Source organism: Lapidilactobacillus wuchangensis (assembly GCF_003946645.1).
Lineage (GTDB): Bacteria > Bacillota > Bacilli > Lactobacillales > Lactobacillaceae > Lapidilactobacillus > Lapidilactobacillus wuchangensis.
The window spans coordinates 19,389-39,879 of sequence record NZ_RHOU01000010.1; the positions used below are offsets into that span (position 1 = coordinate 19,389).

Below are 20,491 nucleotides of genomic sequence, written 5' to 3' on the forward strand. Positions count from 1 at the left end.
TGGAAGGATAATTCCGAATGAATTATATAGCAATATTAGTGTCATATAATAGATTGGAGCTACTAAGTGAAGCACTTAATAGTCTTCTAAAACAAACGATTCCACCCAAAAAAGTAATTGTTGTGGATAATCATTCAACGGACGGAACCAACGAATATCTGGAAGAGATTGCGAAAAGTGATATGAAAGTTGTCCACTTAAGACTTGAAAAAAATTTAGGTGGGTCTGGTGGTTATTATTGTGGATTGAGGGAGGCAATGAAATACAAAACTGATTGGATATCTTTTTCAGATGATGATGCAATATTTTCTTCAAACTATTTTGAATTATTACTTTCTCACGGAGTTAGTAAATTCCCATCGGTTGAGGCTTTTTCAGGAACTGTTACACTTGAGAACGGGGAAATTCAAATATCACATCGAAAAAGAGTTTCTAATTGGATTGCTTTAACTCAAACGGAGGTTCCTGTGGAAGAGTATCTTAATGACTTTCAAATTGATACTTTTTCATTTGTGGGATGTTTTATCAAGCAACAGTTAGCAAACAAAATTGGTTTACCAAAAAAAGATTATTTCATTTGGTATGATGATACCGAATATGCACTGCGCTGTCGTGAATTCACCAAGATAATCAATATTAGTTCTGCCATTGTTGTTCATAAAACAAAAATACCGACAAAAAAAAGTGCAATCAATTGGCGACGCTATTATGGAATTAGAAATCGTATTCTTATTCAAAAAAAGTATTCTAAAAATTACACAGCTCTTAAAAATGTCATTATCATGCAGATGTTGGCGGTATTAATTAAGGACTGTATTGCACCGTCAAGAATTGGAAAGAGAAAGTATGCGATGCGGCAAACGTTATCCGGATATTTTGATGGGTTAAATGGAATTGAGGGTGCTAATGAACGGTATTTACCAAACAGTAAGTAAATTAGTATTATGAAGAGAGAAGTTTATGGTTAAAAGTAATCGGGATCTTTTGAAAAACGAATTATTTTCTATTGGCTTTCTTATTTGGTGGTTTTCGTTCTTTTTGATGAGAACGGAGTTTAATAATTACTTTAATGGATTAGTCGGACTACGTTATTTAGGGCTTATGTTTGTTTTATTATCCTTTATTCTAAATATGACTATAAAAATCAAAATAAAAAGTTTTATTCTATCCTTTATTATCCTTACCTTTACAATCATAAATTGCGCACTGGTTGCAAAGATGAGTATTTATTTTGATTTAGTAATTATTTTGATATGTGCATATGGTATTAGTTTAGTGCCCTTTTTTCAAAGATGCCTTATTGTAATCACTGCTATGGTCACATTGGTGGTAATATGTTCTCTTTTAGGCTTCATTCCCAATAATCATGTTTTACAAGATGGACGTTATCGAGCATTTTTAGGATTCAATTGGGTTACATCGCTATCACAATATTTTTTGTATATCGTCGCGTTGATAATAGTTGTTCGAAAGCGTGTTAGTACTGTTTTTCTTGTTATACTACAGTTAATTAATTTTTTGATTTATCAGCAAACTGGAACTAAGAGCCCCTTTTATCTAATAACCTTATGCATTCTAATCTGGTTACTGTTAAATTTAAATGTAAACGTCTTTCTTCATAAGGTTATTGAATTATTATTATCACTTATAATGCCAATAAGCGTAATGATTATTATATTTTTATCAAAAAATGTTTCTAGATTTTGGAGTTTAAATATATTAACGACGGGTCGTTTATACTTGAATAACACGGCACTTCAAAGTTATCCAATCCGTTTTCTTGGTCAAGAAATTTTGATGAATAATAGAACTGATTTATTAGGCACGGCCTATTCATATATTGATAGTGGGTTTCTGCAGTTCTTACTCAATTTTGGTGTACTTATGTATATTCTTGTTTACGTTCTCGTTGCATTGGTACTACACAGTATGTATTTAAAGAGAAATCAGTTTTATATACTTGCACTCACCTTAATAATATTAAACGGCATCTTTGATCCACAATTCATTCAGCCGTATTTCAATGTTTTTTTTGTTAGCCTGTCTATTTTATATAAGCCTAAGATAGATAAGGTATCTGCAAAGCTATCTTTCACTAGTAGACTTAACGATGAGGAAATTATATGACAAATTATTTAGTGGTTGGTTCCGGCCTTTTCGGAGCAACATTTGCTTATGAAGCCGCAAAACGTGGTAACCACGTTAAGGTAATTGAAAAGCGTGATCATATTGCTGGCAATATTTACACCAAAGAAATTGATGGTATTCAGGTCCATCAGTATGGTGCCCATATTTTTCATACTAGTAACAAAGAAATTTGGGATTATGTGAATCAATTTGCTGAATTTAACCGTTATACCAATAGTCCAATTGCAAATTATAAAGGCGAAATTTATAATCTACCTTTTAATATGAATACGTTCAATAAACTCTGGGGTGTAATCACGCCTGAAGAAGCTCAAGCAAAGATTAATGAACAGAAAAAGGTTCTTGGCGATAAGAAGCCAGAAAATTTGGAAGAACAAGCCATTTCATTGATTGGAACTGATATTTACCAAAAATTAGTTAAAGGTTATACCGAAAAGCAATGGGGACAAAAAGCAACTGACTTGCCTTCGTTTATTATTCGGCGTTTACCAGTTCGCTTGACTTACGATAATAATTATTTTAACGATACTTATCAAGGTATTCCAATTGGCGGTTATACTCAGATTGTTGAAAAGATGCTAGCTAGTGATTTAATTGAGGTCGAAACAGGCGTCGATTTCTTCGATCATAAGCAGGAATATATTGATCAGTATGACAAAGTTATTTTCACTGGTATGATTGATCAATTCTTTGACTATAAGCTTGGTGAGTTAAGCTATCGGAGTTTACGTTTTGAGACTGAAGAACTGAGTGTCGATAACTGTCAAGGCAATGCTGTGGTTAACTATACGGATGCAAAAACGCCTTATACGCGAATTATCGAACACAAACACTTTGAGTTTGGTAAGGGCGATAAGGATAAAACAATCGTAACGCGGGAGTATCCAGCCAGCTGGCATCGTGGCGATGAACCATATTATCCTGTTAATAATGAACGTAATAATCACCTATATAAAGAATATCGTGACTTAGCATTACAGGAACCAAAAGTTGTTTTTGGTGGTCGTTTGGGACAGTATCGCTACTATGATATGCACCAGGTGATTCGAGCTGCGTTGCAAGTAGTCGAAGATGAATTTAAGGATTAGTCAATGAGATTAGTTAAAAACTATTTATATAATGTTTTTTATCAAGTTTTTGTACTGTTAGTACCATTTATTACATTACCGTATATTACGCGAGTACTGAAACCAACTGGTTATGGCATTCAGTCGTTTACTAATTCTAATATTCAATATTTTGTATTGATCGGCAGTATTGGTGTGGCATTGTATGGTAATCGTCAGATAGCCTATTATCGTGATGATAAGGAAAAAACCTCACAGATTTTCTGGGAGATTTTTTTCATGCGAGCTATTACAATAACTTTGGCAATGGTAGCCTTCTTTGTTTTCTTGAATTTTAATAAAAGTTACCGCAATGCTTACTTAATGCAGTCAATCTTGATTATTGCCGCGGCATTTGATATTTCCTGGTTTTTCATGGGCGTGGAAAACTTTAAGGTAACTGTATTACGAAATGTGGCCATCAAACTAATTTCATTAGTCTGCATATTTACCTTTGTTAAAACTTCGAATGATTTAACTTTATATATTGCAATCCTGTCTTTGTCACAATTAATTGGTAATCTAACGCTGTTTCCATATCTGAAGCATTACATTCATAAACCAAACTGGAAATCCTTAAATATCTGGCGCCATTTTCGCCCATCTTTGGTTTTATTTGTGCCACAAATTGCTACACAAATCTATCTAGTTCTAAATAAGACGATGGTGGGTAACATGGTCTCAGTGGAAGCTGCAGGCTTTTATGATGGTTCCGATAAGATTGTAAAAATGGTTCTAGCCATTGTTACGGCAACAGGAACAGTTATGTTACCTCATGTGGCCAATACATTTGCCAAGGGACGAATGGATCAAGTTAAGCAATATTTGTATAAGTCCTTTGATTTTGTCAGCGCAGTTTCTATTCCTTTAATGTTTGGGATTGCTACTGTTGGCCCTAATTTTACAATTTTATTTTTTGGTAAGGACTATCAACCAGTAGGGCCATTAATGATGATTGAGTCAATTGTTATCTTGATGATTGCTTGGAGTAACGTACTGGGTGTACAGTACTTATTACCAACTGGGCATAATAAGGAGTATACGATTTCTGTAACTATTGGTGCAGGAGTTAATTTAATTCTTAATGTACCAATGATTCTTTGGCTTGGGGCAAACGGAGCTATGATTTCAACGGTTGTGTCTGAAATAAGTGTTACAGCGTATCAACTATATGTGATACGTCGAGAACTTAAACTAGGTGAATTGTTTAAAGGTATTTGGCGTTACTTTGTACCTGGAATGGTTATGGGTATCGTAGTTTGGTTTATTGGTTTTAAATTACCGATAAGTTTATTCAATTTGATTTTTCAAGTTGTTACTGGATTAATTATATATGTTTTACTAGCATATACATTTAATAAAGCTAAGATTAAGTATTTAGTTGATGAGATTAAAAAAAATAATAGGAGACAAGTATGAAATCAAAACGAATTATAAGTATTGATGTTATAAAATCATTAGCATGTTTATTTGTGATATTTCTTCATTGCTCGTCTCTCTTTTTTTATAAAAATAATATGGTTGTAAAAAACACATTACCATCTCAAATTATTTATTACATTGGAACTGCTGCAGTTCCACTTTTTTTCATGGCAAATGGATTTTTTCTAATTAATCGTAAAAGGATAACAATTGAATATGTCTTGAGAAAAATTTATGCGATTTTAGTACCAGTATTTTTTTGGAATGCAATTATTTATTTGATTTATTTTGTTCTTGGACGTAAAAAATCTTATTTCTCAATTCTTTGGGGTTCATTAATTCAAAAAAGTTTTTTTTATCAATTTTGGTTTTTGGGCACATTGATTCTCTTGTTGTGCCTTGCTCCGTTCTTGAATAGATTATTAAAGAAAAGTTTTCATAGTTTTGTTGGCTTACTTGTTGGTTTTGTGATCATTTGCTTTTCTCTAGATTTATATAGTCATTTAGTTCTTCATTTTCCTGTGCAATCAAATGTAATTCAAACATTTCGACTATGGACTTGGATAGCCTACTATATGATAGGGGGAGTGATTGGGTATTTATATTTTCATAATAAGTTTGATATCAAATTAGAAAAAAATAGGAGTGTCGGTGTACTTATACTTGCAACGATATGCATGATCATATACTCAGTATTGAATCAAAAATTTATACACAATATCTATGCTGAATATAATTATGATAATATGTTGATTATGCTCTGGATTAGCATCCTGTTCATTACTATTCTGAACATTAAGTATAAGTCTGAACTTTTTAGTAAATTTATTGAATTAATTTCCGCTAATAGTATGGGGATTTTTATTCTTCATATACCAATACTCAAGATTGTAGTTCATTTTATCAGTACCACTGGAATTATTAATAACATACTAGTTATTATAATTGTTTTCGTTACCTCATTGTGTATTTCAATAGTTATATCAAAAATACGATTTTTATCTAAAACAGTAAAAATGTAATTATATTATTTGAACTCTTTCAGCTTCGTGTAAGTAATACATTATTCCGCAACAGCATTATTTTTTAGAAGTATTCTATATATGGGAACTAACAAAGCTGAGCTTAGTGTGATTTTCGATAGAGCGTTAATCTGGATTAATCGTTTACTTTTACTCAGAGCTTACTCAAGAATCTTTAAGAAACTATTACACTAAGGCCGAATTTATTACGGCCGCTAATTTCCAAGCTATACTTACAACTAAAGAGGTCCTAAAACTCTTAGGTTGGAGAATCTAGCATGAGGATATTACTGTATATATTATTGGCTCTTGGCGGATTCTTTGGCATTCTGGCAATTCTGATCGTCATCGGTGCTAATAAACGTCAACGTTAATCGATATTTGTCTTAATAAAAAGTTCAGCTAATTATTGGCTGAACCAAATATAGTTATTTAGCTGTCGCATAGTTCAGAGGAATGTTCACTCTGAGCCTAGGCGATGGCTTTTTCTTTTTCAATCAACTGGGGAATTTCGGCAGTTATTATCCAGCGAGTGGAAGTGGTCATATTTTAATTTCGATCGCTACTGATGGTAACAGGGCGTTCCTTATTTATGATTCAGCGTGCTGTGCTTTTTTAAAACCATTAAAAATTCGAATTGGTGCTATCGACACACGACAAATATTTAAATTGGCGCCGATTTTGTAGGAACGTGATCTTTTGAGATTGTTTGCGTGACTTTAGCGCCAATTTTTAAATTTGTCGTGTGGTTAAAACGGCATTTTTCCTAAGGTCGACTAAAAAATAGTAGGATAAATTTGGTTTTGGATTAGCTGATTGCTGAACAGGCAATTCAAGTGGACGCTCTTTTTCCACATAAAACGACATAATGTGTCGCTTTTCATCAGAATAAGCGCTGGGTCGATTAAACTTACTAAGTATCCATATTAATTCTAGATGTTGTAAATCAGGTCGAGGTGCTTTATATGACTGCTTTTTCAGGCAAAATAATTGCTGAATTTTAATTGGTTAGGTTATGATGACAGTATAAATTTATTGATTGAGTTACTTTTTGTAGGAGGGGATAGTGATGACCGTGTTGTTAACAGCTTTATTGGTAATCGGGGGGTTACTTGGCGTGTTGTCGTTGCTAATCATTATTGGTGCTAATTTGGAACGGAGTTAATTGGTTTGATAATTGTTCCGCTGAGGTACTGACTTAGTTAACTGATATTGCCATCATTCTGCAATAATTAAAAAAACACCAATTCCCAAAATATGAGAATTGGTGTTTTTGTTTAGCTATCTCTAACCTCAGTAAGTTCGTCAAGCTGAGTGATTGAGATGGCTTTTTTGTTTTTCGTGATTAGTTGTTGCTGTTCGAATTGTTTGAACTTGCGGGAAATGGTTTCGGGCGTGGTGCCGAGGAAACTGGCTAATTCTTTCAACTTTAAGGGTAAATCGAAGGTTGTCGTGCCCTTGGCTTTGGCTAGATCAAGTAAGTAAGTAGCTAGGCGCTGTTCAATTAAGTCGTGATTGAGTAACTCGTTTTGTTTTTCTAGTGCCGCAATTTTGGTGGCGTTGCTCTGTAATAATTTCCAGGCGATGCTGGGGTATTTTTCCAGTAAAGGTTGGAAGTCGGCGGCGCTTAAGGTGCAGACGGTGGAGTTCTTCAAGGTTTCGACATAGAGATCTTGACTGGCCACGGCGAATAGATTCTTCTCGCCTTCGAAGTCACCGGCGTCCAGCACCCGTAATAATTGTTCCTTGCCATTAGCGGCCAATTGGTAAACTTTGGCCGCACCTTGGGCGACGATTACCAACTGATTGGCGTTGTCAGGGCCAAGGATGACTTCATTCTTATCGTAATGATGATGGACCACCAAATCCGAAACCTGGACCAGTTCTTGATGATTCAACTGCGTAAAAATCGGCACGATCTCCGCGCAAACATGATCAGACATAAATTCACCTCAAAAATAATAAAATGCTAGTAGTTAATAATGATTGTTAATTGATGACAATATGGATCATAAGCAGAATGGCGTCTGACTCTGTTAATCCACTTTAGTTTTCGCAATATTGTAGCCCAATTCTTGGACGAACTTGATTAATTTGTCGGCACTGGTTTCGAGGGTGTTCAGTTGGATGACCAGTTCGTTCTTTTCGAATAAGGCGGCAACTTCGCCGACACCGTCTTGAGCTTCTAGTTGATTTTGAATTTTTTCAAAGCATGCTTCACATGCCAGTGGTTCTAGAGTGATCGTTAATTTTTCCATGAGACAGCCTACTTTCGCATAGATTTCTTACTTCTATTGTAGTCTACATTAATTCAAGAATAAAATAATTGACCTAGATCAAGTTTTTAAGCGGTAACTAATAAATTCTTGGCGTGGGTGTAGCCTTGGTAGGCGCACCAACCCAAGGTGGCGCCGATGCTGTTGACGAGAATGTCGCCGGTGTCGAAGCAGCGACTGCTTAAATAGAAATAGTTGAGGAACAGCTGGATGCATTCAATCGTGACTGAAATCAAGATGCAGAATTTAGCGTTGGCCCACCACGACTGCCCCTTTTTCGTGAAGTAGGCGTAGAAGAAGGAGAGTGGCGTCAGCATGATCAGGTTGCCGATGATTTGGTAATTACCGTAGCTGAAGGTGCGCAGCGGATTGAGGGTGATGATGCCGCTTTGTTGGCCCCAGAATTGGGGGCGCGGTACCAGCAGGCGGTTCAGGGGAAACTGGGTGATGGCGACCAAGATGAAGAGGTAGCTGATGGCAGCAGTGGTCATCAGGATTTTCTCGCGGCTGGCGTGGTTGCGTTGAAGAAATTGCCAGCTGAGATAGCAGGCGAAAACAGCGATTGGCAATAAATGCCACGCTGATATTTGTTGAACGGGAATTGTTTGACCATTATTTAAGGCAATCATGAACTGGAACCTCCTTTTGGGTACAGAAAAAGGCAGGCCACAGTTGTGACTTGCCTTCCCTGTAAAATGACATTTTGTTGCTTACTTATTGAACCAGCTGCTAACGGTGTCGAAGAGGCTCTTAAAGAAGTTGCCTAACGCGTCACCGATTTTTTGCAGTGTGTTGCGGTTTTCTTGGGTGTTTAATTTGTCGAAAATTCCTTGGGCATTAGTCTTAATGTTGCTGGCAATTTTGGAAGCTTGTTCCTTGAAACTGTCAGAATTAAGGGCGCCAGAATCACGAATAGTGACCAATAAATTAATGATTTGTTGCTTTTGATTGTTGGTGATGACATTTTGAATGCCGTTGTTGGTTAATTGATTGTTGACGATGGTCGTAATATCACCGACAGAAATGTTGCTGCCTTTTTCGGCCATTTCTTTTTTGGCATTGGCCACGGCGTTGTTTAATTGGGCGTCGCTGTAACCATCTTTATTTTTGTTGGCGTCGCTAATGCCGCTTAAAGTCGACATTTCTTCTTGAGCAGCGGAAACTTGCTTCTGATTCAGGGCGTTGCCGTTTTCAGCATAAGCGGCGTAAACACCGGCTAAGGCGCCAGAACCGTCAATTGGGGTCGCCGAAGTAACATAAATGTTAGCATCAGTGACGCCAGCAGTTAACGCGGCGTTTTTATATTGGTCGGCAGTAATCGTGGTGATATTATTGCTACCATTATAATTGAGAATTTCCACGTTGATGCCTGATCCGGAAGCCGTTTTTTGAATCAGGGCGCTGGACCAAACGCCGGAACTCGTCGTGAAAGTCGAGCCTGATGGATTTAAATATTTGACTAAAGTACTGCCATCGACAGTAATTGTTTTGTAGCTAGCGCCATTTAATTTGGCAGTTAAAGTGCTGATTGTTCCTTGCTTCTGGCTGTCAGTTAGCGACGTGCCCAGGGTCAGAACGGGCTGATCCCAAGTCGTGTCGGCCTTGACCGTTTGGGTTGATAATTTACTGAGCCCCACCAGCCCAAGTAAAATTGCTGTTAAAGTGATGATTTTCTTCGTTAACGTCCGCATAATAAATACCTCATTTGTTATAATCGGGAATCGCTCCCGTGTTGCTTGTTCCATGAACAATCTCTATTATAACAAACTTGTTACAAACGAACCCTGCAAAAGCCACAGCTTAACCTCTGCTTAAGAAAAATCGGGCTTTGGACTGAGGAAGCTTGAATAATACCTTAAAGCTTAAACCTTAGTGAAAGTGGTGAAACAGAATCGCGTTTGACTCTGTTCCGGGCTGCTTGTTGTGGAACGTTGCCGACACTGATCTGAGCCAATTAAAGACCAAATTGTCTCAGATACAGGTCTTATTGTAAGTGCTAAAGCACCAACAATAATTTGGCGACTGACAACAAGGTCCCTCCACGCCGTCTGGAGTTGAAGTGGAGCACTTCATTATTGATAGATGTTAAGGCACTGTTGTGGGATAAAGTACTTTAATCTGAATTGTATTTAAGGTTGAGTAGTGTACAAAATCCTGATAGCATGGGAAATCTTGAGAAAGGAACAGTCAATTGTCGATTTACGAGACGCTGCAATTGATGATCAGTTTTGGGATGTTAATCCTAGCGATTATCACAATTACAGATTATCGCAAAAAATAGGGCAAACAAAAAACCGCTTCAACTTTTTGGACAGTTAGCGGTTTTTATAAAATAGCCGGCCACCGTAATTAACGGTTCCATGTGGAGCGACTGTTACCGCACAGTCGCTTCTTTCTATGTCTTTAATATAACAGGGTTTGGCAAGTAAAGCCAACAAATCAGGTTAGGCTTGGACGGTTGTTTTGCCAGCATAGCGCGTCTCATTACCAAACTGCATGAGTATCTTTTGCTGTAAGTCGGTTGTGGCGAAGCTGATTTCATCGTAGGGATGCACCGACAATTCATAGGCGACCATGTGTGAGAAGTAAACAAAATGCAGCATATTGAAATATTCGGGCGTGGGGTTGTTCTTAATAATTTTGCGCACAAAGAAATTTAAAATATGGTCACCAAATTTAACATAGCCGGGGATTTTGATGGTCACAATTTTCGAATCAGCGGGAACTAAACCAGATAAGGTGTAAATCGTCGTATCGGCAGGGATTGCGGTTAATTTCGGCGCTTGCATGGTGATAATTGCTTTAGTCATAGTAAGTCTCCTTCAAATTGTTCCGTTATCTAGCATAACTGTACTACAATTGCTGTGATTATTCCTGTAATTAATCGGGATTGGTTCAAGACGTTCCCCTGTTTAGACAGCAGGGGCCCAGCGATTTGAGTCGATTAGTTCAGAAGTAAATTGGCGTTAAGTATTCCCCAATTTAGAGAGGTGGTGGCTGGCGATTTAGAAGGCGTGGAACGCTGTGGCCATCGATTTGAACCAATTAAAAACCAAATTGTTTCAAATTCGAGGCTTATTCTAAGTGCTAAAGCACCAAGAATAATTTCACAGCTGACGCCAATCGCCCAGCCACCACCTGAGGAAACTAACAAAACGGATCACCACTACTTGGCCGAACCAGATTGTGATGATACAAAGTTGGCGTGACAAGCTCTATTGAATAATAGAGTTGTCACACCGTTTATTACTACTGATTAAACTAAGTTACTGAATCCCACTATCATTGTCTAAACACTAACAAAGATGAAGCAAACCAACTCAGCCCCAGACGGAATGGAGGGCGTGGTTGTCAGCCGCCAAATTTGTCTTGCCGCTTTAGCGGTTAGACAAAGGCTTGTATTTGAGATTGTTGCGCAGCAATAAGCTCAAATCAATGCCGGCAGCGTTCCACAACCAGCAAGCCCGGAATGCAGTCAGACTCAATTTTGTTTTAACGCCATCACTGGTTTTGTTTTTGAACTTTGGTCTTTAGTCTGGTATATCAACCATCATCGCGTCATTGACAAAGGTGTTACAATATAAATAACAGGTTAATTTGAAAGTAACAGGTCGACTTTCGAAAGGATTGATGAGCATGAAGTTTTCACATCGGCTAAGTGATGCGGTGCATGTTTTGGCGTTTGTCATGATTTATCAAGGCGGGGATTTGTCGAGTGGCATGATTGCCGAAAGTATTGAAGCCAATCCCAGCATGGTTCGCCGCTTAATGGCACGTTTAAGTAAGGCGGGGTTGTTGGTAAGCCGCGCTGGCTCGGTGGATCCGAAATTAGGCCGGCCAGCAAATGAGATTACTTTACTGGACATTTATCGTAGTATTGAAGATAATCAAAGGTTCCTACATATTGATGAGAAGACCAATCCCGAGTGCATTGTGGGTGGCAATATTCAGGCGACTTTAACCGAAGTTTATGACGAGGTTCAGCGCGCTGCCGAAGCTAAAATGGCGACGGTAACCCTGGCCGATATCACAGGCGATATTCTGGCACGACACGCCCAGAGATAAGTATTGGGGGAATTAAAATGATTGAATTTAAGCAGGTGACCAAAGAATATGGTCAAGAAGATGCCCTGAAACATTTGAGCTTAACCATCGGGGATGGTGAACTATTTGTTTTGGTCGGCCCTTCTGGTAGTGGGAAAACAACTTTATTGAAGATGATCAATCGGCTGGTAGTGCCCACATCAGGACAAGTTTTGATTGATCAGGAAGATGTGGCTCAGGTCGACTTGGAAGATTTGCGGCGGCACACGGGCTATGTCTTGCAAACTGGGGCCTTGTTTCCCAATATGACCGTCGAACAAAATGCCGGCATCCAGCTAGAAGCACTAGGCTGGCCGGCAGAAAAGCGACATGCACGAATTGCTGAGTTGCTGAAACGAATGGATTTAGATCCAGCTTTATTTTTAAAAAGAATGCCCAGCGAATTATCTGGTGGTGAGGCCCAGCGAGTCGGCATTGTGCGGGCCTTAGCGGCTAAACCAAAATTAGTTTTAATGGATGAACCCTTTAGTGCCTTAGATCCCTTATCCAAGCGGCAGTTGCAGGCGTTGATTCTCCAATTACATCAGGAATTAGCGACGACCTTCGTTTTTGTGACTCATGATATGCGCGAGGCAATTCATTTGGCCGACCGTTTAGCAGTGATTCATGATGGCGAGTTGCAACAATTAGGTACGCCAGCGGAAATTTTAGCGGCGCCAGCCAATGATTTTGTGCGCGATTTCTTTGATGATGTTCAGCAGACGCAATTCTTACAGCGAGTTCTGGCAGCAGGCTTTGGTCAGAAGGTGCCAACTACTGAAATGCAGAATTTGCCCGCTTTCAAGAATAGTGACACGATTTATCAGTGGGCGCAATTGTTACAGAAGCAGCCCCAACAAAATATTCAGGTGGCCGGCTGTTTGCTGACACCACTTGATTTGGTCAATTACATGGCCAGTTTGAATCAAGGAGGTGAGCAAGGTGCTTAAATCAGTTTGGCAATATTTACTTGCAAATCAAAATGATATTATTCATTCTTTAGGCCAGCATATTGAAATTTCTCTGTTGGCGGCAATTATTACGATTTTAATTGCGGTGCCGTTAGCGATTGCCCTTATGAATCATCGGCGCGCTGGCGAATTTGTGTTGCAAGTGGCCAGTGTGATCCAGACGATTCCTAGTTTGGCCATTTTAGGACTATTGATTCCGTTAGTTGGTATTGGTACGGTGCCGGCGATTATCGCCTTAGTTTTATACGCCATCATGCCAATTTTTCAGAACACGTACGCTGGCTTGACCAATATCGATCCCGTATTAATGGAAGCGGCTGATGCGCTAGGCATTTCCAAGCGTTATAAACTATTTCGCATTCAAATTCCTTTGGCAATGCCGATGATTCTCTCCGGAATTCGGATTGCCGTGGTCATGATTATTGGGACCGCCACTTTAGCAGCTTTGATTGGTGGCGGCGGTTTAGGGACGTACATCCTGTTAGGGATTCAGAGTAACAATAATGCGGCCTTGTTAGTCGGTGCAATTTTGGCAGCCATCTTAGCGCTAGTGGCCAGTTGGCTAATCAAGTTACTCTCCCACGTTTCCTTTAAAAAATTAGGACTTGGTGTCGCGGTTTTGACCGTGGTGATTGCTGGCGGTTATGGCGTTCGCGCGCTGACGGCACCAAAGACCGAAACGATTACCATTGCTGGCAAAATGGGCGGCGAGCCGGAATTATTGATCAATATGTATGGCGACTTAATTGAAGCAGATAATCCTAATATTAAAGTGAATTTGAAGCGCAATTTTGGCGGCACGAGTTTCTTATTCAAGGCGCTACAGAGCAAACAAGTTGATATTTATCCGGAATTTACAGGCACGATTATTCAATCGTTGGTCAAAGACGCGGGTGGCGTTAGTCATAATTCGGTCACTGCTTATCAAACTGCCAAAAAAGATTTAGCGGCGCAATTTCAAATGACTTTGTTGCCACCAATGAAGTATCAGAATGGTTATGGCTTAACGGTGCAACGGGCTACGGCTGAGAAGTATCATTTAAGCAAAATTTCTGATTTGGTTGCTCATCCCGAATTAGCGGCTGGCTTTGATCCTGATTTTTATCAGCAAGCCGATGGTTATCCCGGTTTGCAGAAAAAATATGGGTTGAAATTCAATTCGGTGCGGACCATGGAGCCGTCACTGCGTTATCAAGCATTGGCCAATGGCAAGTTGCAGGTGACTGATGGTTACACCACGGATCCAGAAATTAAGGAGTATGATCTGGTGTTGTTGCAGGACGATTTGAATTTCTTCCCGCCTTATCAAGGCGCACCCTTGATGCTGACCAGTTTCGCCAAAAGTCATCCTGGAATTGTTAAGAGCTTGAACAAGCTGTCGAACCAAATTACCACTAGCGAAATGCAGAACCTGAATTACCAAGTGACAGTTCAGCATAAAAAAGCAGCTGTTGTTGCTCGGAAGTTCTTGGTTGATAAAGGATTGTTGAAGAAATAACGGTTTAAGACTTCCTTGATTAGAGTGGTGGTTGCTGCGCGATTGAATCTATAATTGGTTTTAGGCAGAGTAGCAGACAACTCCGTTGCGGCCGGCGGGTTGTGGAACGTTGCCGGCGTTGATTTGAGCTTATTGCTGCGCAACAATCTCAAATACAAGCCTTCTTCTAACCGCTGAAGCGGCAAGAAGAATTTGGCGACTGACAACCCGGCGGCCTCCACTGCGTTTTGAGCTAATGTGGTTCACTTTATATTTGGGCGATATCAAGGCAATCTAGTGAAACTAAGTGTCAATCGCCCAGCAATCACCTGAATAAACCAACAGAATGAAGCACCACTGTTTTGAAAAACAAGTTGTGAAAATTAACAGGTCTGTTTGATAAATTTTCTGGAATAAACCAGAAACTGTTAGGCAGGACTGTTCGTACTACTATTCATTTGCAATACTAATTTGAATTAAGTAGATTAGACACACTATCATTGCCTTAACAATTAACAAAGTTGAAGTGAACCACCTCAACTCCAGACGGAATGAAGGGATCGGGTTGTCAGCCGCGAAATTATTGTTGGTGCTTTAGCACTTACAATAAGCCTCGAATTGAAGACTTTTGAAAAAAGGCTTCAATCGATGGCCGCCGCGTTCCACAACCCGCAGCCCGGAATGCAGTCAAACGCCATTCTGTTTTATCGTCCTCATCAGGTTTTTAATAATTTTGAATTTTAGAAAGTGTGATTAATATGAAATATTTAGTTACTGGTGCCACTGGTCATTTAGGCCGTGATGTGGTGCGCGATTTAATTGCTCAAGTTGGCGCTGCCCAAGTCGTCGCCGGAGTTCACACCCCAGCAAAGGCTGAATTTTTGCGGAAACAAGGCGTTGAATTGGCTGCCATCGATTATTTGAATGTGGCCACAATGACCACCGCTTTGCAGGGCGTCGACGTTTTAGTGTATATCCCCAGCAAAACTTATGATATCGTGCAGCGGGTGACCGAGTTGGAAAACACGTTGACCGCCATGAAAAAAGCGCAAGTATCGCAAATCGTTTTTGTCAGCTTCTATGCTGATCAGGAGAACAATCCTTTCGTGATGTCACCATATTATGGCTATGCGCCACGCCGTTTAGCAGCGTCAGGCTTGCAATTCGCTGTTTTGAAAAACGCCTTGTACGCCGATCCATTAGTGCCATATTTACCTGAGTTGATTCAGCGCCACGCTTTAATTTATCCCGTTGGTGATCAGGCAATGTCATTCATCACCCAGCAGGATAGTGCACTGGCGATTGCCACAGTCGCAGCTCATCAGTCTTTGCGCGACCAAGGTCAGGTGTATACGTTGACTCAGCAACAGGCTTGGCAAATGCCGGCCCTAGGTCAGCTAATGAGCAAAGTGACTGGCCAACAAATCGGTTATCAACCAGTGAGTGTGACCGAGTTTGGTCAGATTTATGCCGCTGAGGGTGATGGTCAGGAGCTCGCTTCCATGTATCAGGCTGGCGCCATGGGCTTACTAGATCAAGTAACAACTGATTTTGAACAAATTACTGGCCAAGCGCCAGAATCAATGGCTGATTTTTTGACCAAAAGTGTCCATAACGCAACTACAAAATAGAACGTGAAAGTGTCATTCTAAAAGTTTGCTCATTGATGAGTTCATGTTATACTGAAGATATTAAAAGAAGTGATTGCGCGGTTGGCAATCACTCCTCATGGAACCGTTAAAATGGTGGCCAGTTGTTTAATCTAAAAACCGCTTAACTCGCCAAAGTTAGGAGCGGTTTTTTTGTTTCATCTATTTTTTTAGGTCGTTGTTCGCAGTCAGCAAGGCAATGACAAACATGCCAAAAGCTAACATTAGCTCCAATGGAACATCAAAAAAGGACTCGTCAACCTGATTGAAAAATCAGATTGCGAGTTCTTTTTTTTGTGGTTATTGTTGCTCTAATTGCTGCACTTGAGCGCTTAAATCTACGCCGGGGTCGACTTGGTTGTTGTTCAAGAAAGTATGAGTGTAAGCTTGGCGATACTGATTAGGCGTCAGGTGGTTTTTCTTTTTAAAGAGGCGCTCGAAGTATTTCACGTCGCTGAAGAAAGCTGACTCACTAATAGCTTTAACTGATTCCTTGGTCGATAACAAAAGTAACTTAGCATAATCCAGTCGCAATTGATTGGTGTACGCCATGATGGTCAAGCCAGTTTCACGTTTAAAAATCCGATTAAGATAATCAGGGTTCATGAAAAACTGAGCCGCAATTTCCGGCAAACTTTGATGTTGAGCCAAATTGATCCGCAGCCATTCTTTAATCTCATTAAGTGAAGTTTGATGCGTCGTGGCTTGGGCATTCTGATTGCGTACCGCATCAGCTAAAGTCAGAATTAAGAGTGATGTTTGATAATCGCTTGTTAGCGGGCGAATGGCAGCGTTATGGGCAAAGTCCAATAACTGTTGCGCCGCTATAACGGTCTGCGAGAATTCATTTAAATGATAAAAGCGGGGCAAACTGATCTGATTTGCTGACTTCTGTTCAGTAACATTAATTTGATAATTGCCGTGTTGAATAAAGTGACACCAAATGAAGCTACTTTTCTCAACGGTCGGTTGAGCGCCAGTGATGGTTTCAAAAGGAAAAACAGTTAGAATATCACCAGGACCAACATGAAAAGTCTGCTCAGCAATTTGTAGATGGACTTGGCCACTCAGCCCAATAATTAATTCGGTATCTTGTTGATGAGTCATTTGATGATGCCGCCAGCCTAATTCGGCAGTAAACTGGCCACTTTGTAAATAATGAACCGGTGTGTTTAACGAGAACTGTAAATTTTCCATAACTACTCCTAAGTCGAAAAAATCCACCTTTTCTTTAGTATACCAAAAAGTTTATCGGCCGATTCGTTTGCCCGGTCAATTTTTAGCCCCATTGTTGCTCGATAATTGTCCGACACCTGATGTGCTATTAAAAACAACGCTTATTTTGGTCAGGCGCTGGTGTTGGCTTAATGACCAAACCATGTTAAACTGAAGATACAAAAGAAGTGCCTGCGCGGCTAGCAGACACTCCCCATGGAACCGATAAAACGGTGGCCAAGTTATTTATCAAAAACCGCTAACTCGGCAAAGTTATTGGCGGTTTTTTATTTGGTCTATTTTTTAGAATCGCTGTTGGCTGACAATAGCGCAATGATAAGCATACCAAAGGCGATCATCAGCTCCACTCTTCAAGAATAGCCACCGCTTAACTTTCCATGTATCCTCAGGCTAGCATATTGTTCAGTTATCTTCAATCTGAAAATTGAACACCACTACTTAGCCACCACTTACAAAATCTGCCTAACAATCTCTCTGGTAAAAAACGAAGATTGTTAGGCAGATTTGTGTTTTATCCGGATGATTCAATTGTTTAATGATGTGATAATTATTTGTCCTGCAGGCTATGTGGTTTGCCCTCTTGCGCTAAGACACGTTGAACGGCGGGACGTTGGCGCATTTGCTGGTCGAATTTTTCGAGACCAGCTAGGTTCTTGAAGCCGAATTCCAAGCGACGTAGCCAATTGGTCATCACAAATAAATAGGCGTCTGGCGCGGAGAATTGGTTGTTGACTAAATAATTGGCGTTTAGCAAAATCTGATTCAGATACTGCAACCTTGGCGCTACTCGGCTGTAGACAAGTTCTTTGGAATCCTTGGTATTTGGCAACCAGTTGCCCTTCCGAAAAGGTGAGATAAAGTTCTTGTGGAGCTCGGTGGCAATGTAGTTTAAGTACATGCGTTGCTGCCAATAATCATCAGAATCATAAATGGCAATCAAATTCTTGGTGGGTTCCGTCACACATAAATATTCCAGAATAACGGCACATTCTGTGATTAGGCGGCCATCGTTGGTTTCTAGCGTTGGCACATATGACTTGGCGTTGATTTGGTTATAATCGCCACCAGCCCAAGTTTTCGTATCCAAATTGACTTTTTCCAACTGATAATCTTGGCCAATTTCTTCTAACAAGATATGTGGTGCCAGTGAACTAGCTCCTGAAGCGTAAAAGAGTTTCACTGCAATAGCCTCCTTCGGTCATCGGTTAGAGCTGATATTTTTTAAGAAACCAAGCTACTTTTTTCTGGTAGGCGGCGGGATCGATTGGGAACGATTCGGCGTGATTAGCCTGCGGAACTAACCAAAGTTCCTTAGGTGCAGTAGTGGCCCGATAATTATCGAGACACATGGCAGTTGGCACATAAGTATCAGCTTCGCCGTGAATGAAGAAGATTGGTCGGGTATTCTTTTCCAAGGCGGCGATTGAGTCAACGTCGTCAATGTTAAAACCGAGGACGAAATGATTGATCAAATTGACGATCGGCAACACAGGAAACTTAGGCAAATGAAACTCGACTTTCGCACGGTATGCTAATTGCGCTGGCAGCGAGCTGTAGCCGCAATCTTCGATGATGCCTTTGACTTGTGGCGGTAAGTCTTCACCGCTCATCATCATGACGATGGCGCCACCCATGCTAACGCCAAAGAGGATGATTTCACAGTCGTCGCCTAAATAATCAACTAGATCCAGACACCAATCACGATAATCTAGCCGATCTAAGCCGCCAAAATTAACCCAATTGCCCGAACTTTCACCATGGCCACGATTATCAGGCATTAACACGTTATAACCTAAATCTTGGTACATTTTGGCAAAAGCGGCCATGGTTGGGGCACTGCCGTGATAACCGTGGGCAATGACGACTACCTTTTTGGTCGGTTCGGGATGGGGAATGTAAACAGCATGAATGCGATTTTTAGGATCATTGTCGTAAAGCCACCAATTCTCAGTGGGTTGATCATCCAGCCATTCATGGGCACGTTGATAAAGTTCATGATAGTGATTATTATCAGTTTGGGCCGTGGGATGTTCATCAAGGCGGCCGAAACCATAGCGGTAAAGTTCAGAAGTCACCACGCCCATGCCAATAAAAGCGGCACTAGGAATGCCAATTTGAGCTACTTTTTTCCAATTCATTTTGTTCACCTCACTGAAAGTATTCTCACTTTCATGGTAACTGAAGCGTCTGAAGGCGGGCAAATATTTGGCTCAACTTTAATTCAAGAATTTCTGGCGAAAAGTGTCTAAATCAGTCGGACTCAAATGCAAAGCTTCTTGCCAATAATTAGCAATTCCGCCATAACCAATGGCGACAGTCTGCAAGGCGCCTTGAATATATAAGGCCTCGCCCGTTTTGGTATTCATTTTGGCGACGGCGGCTTGGACGGCATCGTTGTTAAGTGCTGTTTGGCCGTCAGGAAAGTCGTACAGATCATTGGTCAACAAGTAGTCTTGAATAATCGTGTCGGTTGGAACGCCCAGTGCCATTAAAATTAGGGCCGCGGTCATGCCAGTACGGTCTTTACCAGCCGCACAGTGGAAAACAGTGGCGGCATCAGTTGCCTGGCCTAAAAGTACAGTGAATGTTTTGGCAAAAGCAGCTTGGCTATGAGGATTTAAAATCACGTTTTGATATATTTGCGCAACGGGATCAGTTAACTTGGGCTGGCGATGACTACCCTTAAGCAGACGCTGAATGCCGTGATAATTAATAATACGATCGAAATTAGTCGTCGGATAAACGGGATTGAGCACAACTTGAACGTTGGGCCATGCTTGGTCAGGATAGGCGCTTTGTTCTGAAGGTGCGCGAAGGTCAATATCCCAGTCAATGTTGAGATCACTGAGTAGGACGCAATCATCAGAGGTTAGGCCGCCAAGGGAAGCCGCGCGATAAATCTTTTGCCAAGCCACGGTCTGTCCGGAAGTTGTTTGATAGCCACCGAGATCACGAAAATTAACCGTGCCAGTCAGCGGAATGACGCGTTGCGGAGTCGTGTGCGAATGATTTTGTTGATTGTTTGTCATGAAATCACCTTCGTTGGTTGTTTTGATGGATATGTAATCGTATTTGCGGCCGTAACTTTAGAATTGTCAGCA

General features: G+C 40.4%; 20 protein-coding genes. 9 read left to right on the forward strand and 11 right to left on the reverse strand.

Annotation, left to right across the window (positions count from 1 at the left end; genetic code table 11):
- Positions 1 to 17: 17 nt before the first annotated feature.
- From EKM82_RS08560 to EKM82_RS08575, 4 genes are all read left to right on the forward strand, one after another.
- On the forward strand, positions 18 to 935 hold the full coding sequence (locus tag EKM82_RS08560) for a glycosyltransferase family 2 protein (protein WP_125768039.1): 918 nt from the start codon (positions 18 to 20) through the stop codon (positions 933 to 935).
- A gap of 1,188 nt (positions 936 to 2,123) precedes the next feature.
- The gene (glf, locus tag EKM82_RS08565; protein WP_125768041.1) at positions 2,124 to 3,236 is read left to right on the forward strand and encodes a UDP-galactopyranose mutase; all 1,113 of its coding nucleotides are present in this window, start codon (positions 2,124 to 2,126) and stop codon (positions 3,234 to 3,236) included.
- A gap of 3 nt (positions 3,237 to 3,239) precedes the next feature.
- A complete protein-coding gene (locus EKM82_RS08570) occupies positions 3,240 to 4,673 on the forward strand; it encodes a flippase (protein WP_125768043.1) in 1,434 nt (477 codons plus the stop codon).
- Entirely contained in the window at positions 4,670 to 5,698 is a 1,029-nt protein-coding gene (locus tag EKM82_RS08575; protein WP_125768045.1) for an acyltransferase, read from the forward strand. The genes EKM82_RS08570 and EKM82_RS08575 overlap by 4 nt, the downstream gene beginning before the upstream one ends.
- Before the next feature lie 1,277 nt (positions 5,699 to 6,975).
- Here the strand turns inward: EKM82_RS08575 and EKM82_RS08580 are convergent.
- From EKM82_RS08580 to EKM82_RS08595, 4 genes are all read right to left on the reverse strand, one after another.
- On the reverse strand, positions 6,976 to 7,641 hold the full coding sequence (locus EKM82_RS08580) for a Crp/Fnr family transcriptional regulator (RefSeq protein ID WP_125768047.1): 666 nt from the start codon (positions 7,639 to 7,641) through the stop codon (positions 6,976 to 6,978).
- 93 nt (positions 7,642 to 7,734) lie between these two features.
- The gene (locus EKM82_RS08585; protein ID WP_125768049.1) at positions 7,735 to 7,956 is read right to left on the reverse strand and encodes a heavy-metal-associated domain-containing protein; all 222 of its coding nucleotides are present in this window, start codon (positions 7,954 to 7,956) and stop codon (positions 7,735 to 7,737) included.
- A gap of 86 nt (positions 7,957 to 8,042) precedes the next feature.
- Positions 8,043 to 8,603 carry a VanZ family protein gene (locus tag EKM82_RS08590; RefSeq protein ID WP_125768051.1) on the reverse strand — a complete coding sequence of 187 codons (561 nt, stop codon included), beginning with the start codon at positions 8,601 to 8,603 and terminating at the stop codon, positions 8,043 to 8,045.
- Positions 8,604 to 8,684: 81 nt separating this feature from the next.
- Entirely contained in the window at positions 8,685 to 9,665 is a 981-nt protein-coding gene (locus tag EKM82_RS08595) for a DUF1002 domain-containing protein (protein ID WP_125768151.1), read from the reverse strand.
- 500 nt (positions 9,666 to 10,165) lie between these two features.
- On the opposite strand from EKM82_RS08595, the gene EKM82_RS08600 reads away from it, so the two are divergent.
- Positions 10,166 to 10,255 carry a putative holin-like toxin gene (locus EKM82_RS08600; RefSeq protein ID WP_125768053.1) on the forward strand — a complete coding sequence of 30 codons (90 nt, stop codon included), beginning with the start codon at positions 10,166 to 10,168 and terminating at the stop codon, positions 10,253 to 10,255.
- A 163-nt stretch (positions 10,256 to 10,418) separates the two neighbouring features.
- Here EKM82_RS08600 and EKM82_RS08605 read toward each other — a convergent pair whose 3' ends face one another.
- Positions 10,419 to 10,784 (reverse strand): hypothetical protein, encoded by a 366-nt coding sequence (locus EKM82_RS08605; protein WP_225419698.1) that lies wholly within the window; start codon positions 10,782 to 10,784, stop codon positions 10,419 to 10,421.
- A gap of 826 nt (positions 10,785 to 11,610) precedes the next feature.
- Between EKM82_RS08605 and EKM82_RS08610 the strand changes: the two genes are divergently transcribed.
- From EKM82_RS08610 to EKM82_RS08625, 4 genes are all read left to right on the forward strand, one after another.
- Entirely contained in the window at positions 11,611 to 12,039 is a 429-nt protein-coding gene (locus EKM82_RS08610) for an Rrf2 family transcriptional regulator (protein ID WP_125768055.1), read from the forward strand.
- A gap of 17 nt (positions 12,040 to 12,056) precedes the next feature.
- A complete protein-coding gene (locus EKM82_RS08615; RefSeq protein WP_125768057.1) occupies positions 12,057 to 13,007 on the forward strand; it encodes an ABC transporter ATP-binding protein in 951 nt (316 codons plus the stop codon).
- On the forward strand, positions 13,000 to 14,526 hold the full coding sequence (locus EKM82_RS08620) for an ABC transporter permease/substrate-binding protein (protein WP_125768059.1): 1,527 nt from the start codon (positions 13,000 to 13,002) through the stop codon (positions 14,524 to 14,526). Before EKM82_RS08615 ends, EKM82_RS08620 begins: the two co-directional genes overlap by 8 nt.
- 737 nt (positions 14,527 to 15,263) lie before the next feature.
- Positions 15,264 to 16,136 carry an NAD(P)H-binding protein gene (locus EKM82_RS08625; protein ID WP_125768061.1) on the forward strand — a complete coding sequence of 291 codons (873 nt, stop codon included), beginning with the start codon at positions 15,264 to 15,266 and terminating at the stop codon, positions 16,134 to 16,136.
- A 180-nt stretch (positions 16,137 to 16,316) separates the two neighbouring features.
- On the opposite strand, the gene EKM82_RS11975 is transcribed toward EKM82_RS08625, so the two are convergent.
- From EKM82_RS11975 to EKM82_RS08645, 6 genes are all read right to left on the reverse strand, one after another.
- Positions 16,317 to 16,388, reverse strand: a complete 72-nt coding sequence (locus EKM82_RS11975) for a putative holin-like toxin (protein WP_404802899.1) — start codon at positions 16,386 to 16,388, stop codon at positions 16,317 to 16,319.
- Between the two features lie 66 nt (positions 16,389 to 16,454).
- Positions 16,455 to 17,351: a helix-turn-helix domain-containing protein gene (locus EKM82_RS08630; RefSeq protein ID WP_125768063.1), complete on the reverse strand. Its 897-nt coding sequence runs from the start codon at positions 17,349 to 17,351 to the stop codon at positions 16,455 to 16,457.
- A 314-nt stretch (positions 17,352 to 17,665) separates the two neighbouring features.
- The gene (locus EKM82_RS11980; RefSeq protein WP_225419704.1) at positions 17,666 to 17,728 is read right to left on the reverse strand and encodes a putative holin-like toxin; all 63 of its coding nucleotides are present in this window, start codon (positions 17,726 to 17,728) and stop codon (positions 17,666 to 17,668) included.
- 209 nt (positions 17,729 to 17,937) lie between these two features.
- Positions 17,938 to 18,570, reverse strand: a complete 633-nt coding sequence (locus tag EKM82_RS08635; protein ID WP_125768066.1) for a glutathione S-transferase N-terminal domain-containing protein — start codon at positions 18,568 to 18,570, stop codon at positions 17,938 to 17,940.
- A gap of 25 nt (positions 18,571 to 18,595) precedes the next feature.
- Positions 18,596 to 19,528 (reverse strand): alpha/beta hydrolase, encoded by a 933-nt coding sequence (locus EKM82_RS08640; protein ID WP_125768068.1) that lies wholly within the window; start codon positions 19,526 to 19,528, stop codon positions 18,596 to 18,598.
- Positions 19,529 to 19,606: 78 nt separating this feature from the next.
- The gene (locus EKM82_RS08645) at positions 19,607 to 20,419 is read right to left on the reverse strand and encodes a tyrosine-protein phosphatase (protein WP_125768070.1); all 813 of its coding nucleotides are present in this window, start codon (positions 20,417 to 20,419) and stop codon (positions 19,607 to 19,609) included.
- Between the last annotated feature and the right edge of the window lie 72 nt (positions 20,420 to 20,491).

What these genes read in the sequence shown, in the direction of transcription:
- EKM82_RS08605 (WP_225419698.1), bottom strand. Translation starts at nt 10,784, where the DNA reads ATGACTAAAGCAATTATCACCATGCAAGCGCCGAAATTAACCGCAATC.
- EKM82_RS08585 (WP_125768049.1), bottom strand. Translation starts at nt 7,956, where the DNA reads ATGGAAAAATTAACGATCACTCTAGAACCACTGGCATGTGAAGCATGC.
- EKM82_RS08575 (WP_125768045.1), top strand. Translation starts at nt 4,670, where the DNA reads ATGAAATCAAAACGAATTATAAGTATTGATGTTATAAAATCATTAGCA.
- EKM82_RS08630 (WP_125768063.1), bottom strand. Translation starts at nt 17,351, where the DNA reads ATGGAAAATTTACAGTTCTCGTTAAACACACCGGTTCATTATTTACAA.
- EKM82_RS08640 (WP_125768068.1), bottom strand. Translation starts at nt 19,528, where the DNA reads ATGAATTGGAAAAAAGTAGCTCAAATTGGCATTCCTAGTGCCGCTTTT.
- glf (WP_125768041.1), top strand. Translation starts at nt 2,124, where the DNA reads ATGACAAATTATTTAGTGGTTGGTTCCGGCCTTTTCGGAGCAACATTT.
- EKM82_RS08610 (WP_125768055.1), top strand. Translation starts at nt 11,611, where the DNA reads ATGAAGTTTTCACATCGGCTAAGTGATGCGGTGCATGTTTTGGCGTTT.
- EKM82_RS08580 (WP_125768047.1), bottom strand. Translation starts at nt 7,641, where the DNA reads ATGTCTGATCATGTTTGCGCGGAGATCGTGCCGATTTTTACGCAGTTG.
- EKM82_RS08645 (WP_125768070.1), bottom strand. Translation starts at nt 20,419, where the DNA reads ATGACAAACAATCAACAAAATCATTCGCACACGACTCCGCAACGCGTC.
- EKM82_RS08595 (WP_125768151.1), bottom strand. Translation starts at nt 9,665, where the DNA reads ATGCGGACGTTAACGAAGAAAATCATCACTTTAACAGCAATTTTACTT.
- EKM82_RS08570 (WP_125768043.1), top strand. Translation starts at nt 3,240, where the DNA reads ATGAGATTAGTTAAAAACTATTTATATAATGTTTTTTATCAAGTTTTT.
- EKM82_RS08615 (WP_125768057.1), top strand. Translation starts at nt 12,057, where the DNA reads ATGATTGAATTTAAGCAGGTGACCAAAGAATATGGTCAAGAAGATGCC.
- EKM82_RS08560 (WP_125768039.1), top strand. Translation starts at nt 18, where the DNA reads ATGAATTATATAGCAATATTAGTGTCATATAATAGATTGGAGCTACTA.
- EKM82_RS08625 (WP_125768061.1), top strand. Translation starts at nt 15,264, where the DNA reads ATGAAATATTTAGTTACTGGTGCCACTGGTCATTTAGGCCGTGATGTG.
- EKM82_RS08590 (WP_125768051.1), bottom strand. Translation starts at nt 8,603, where the DNA reads ATGATTGCCTTAAATAATGGTCAAACAATTCCCGTTCAACAAATATCA.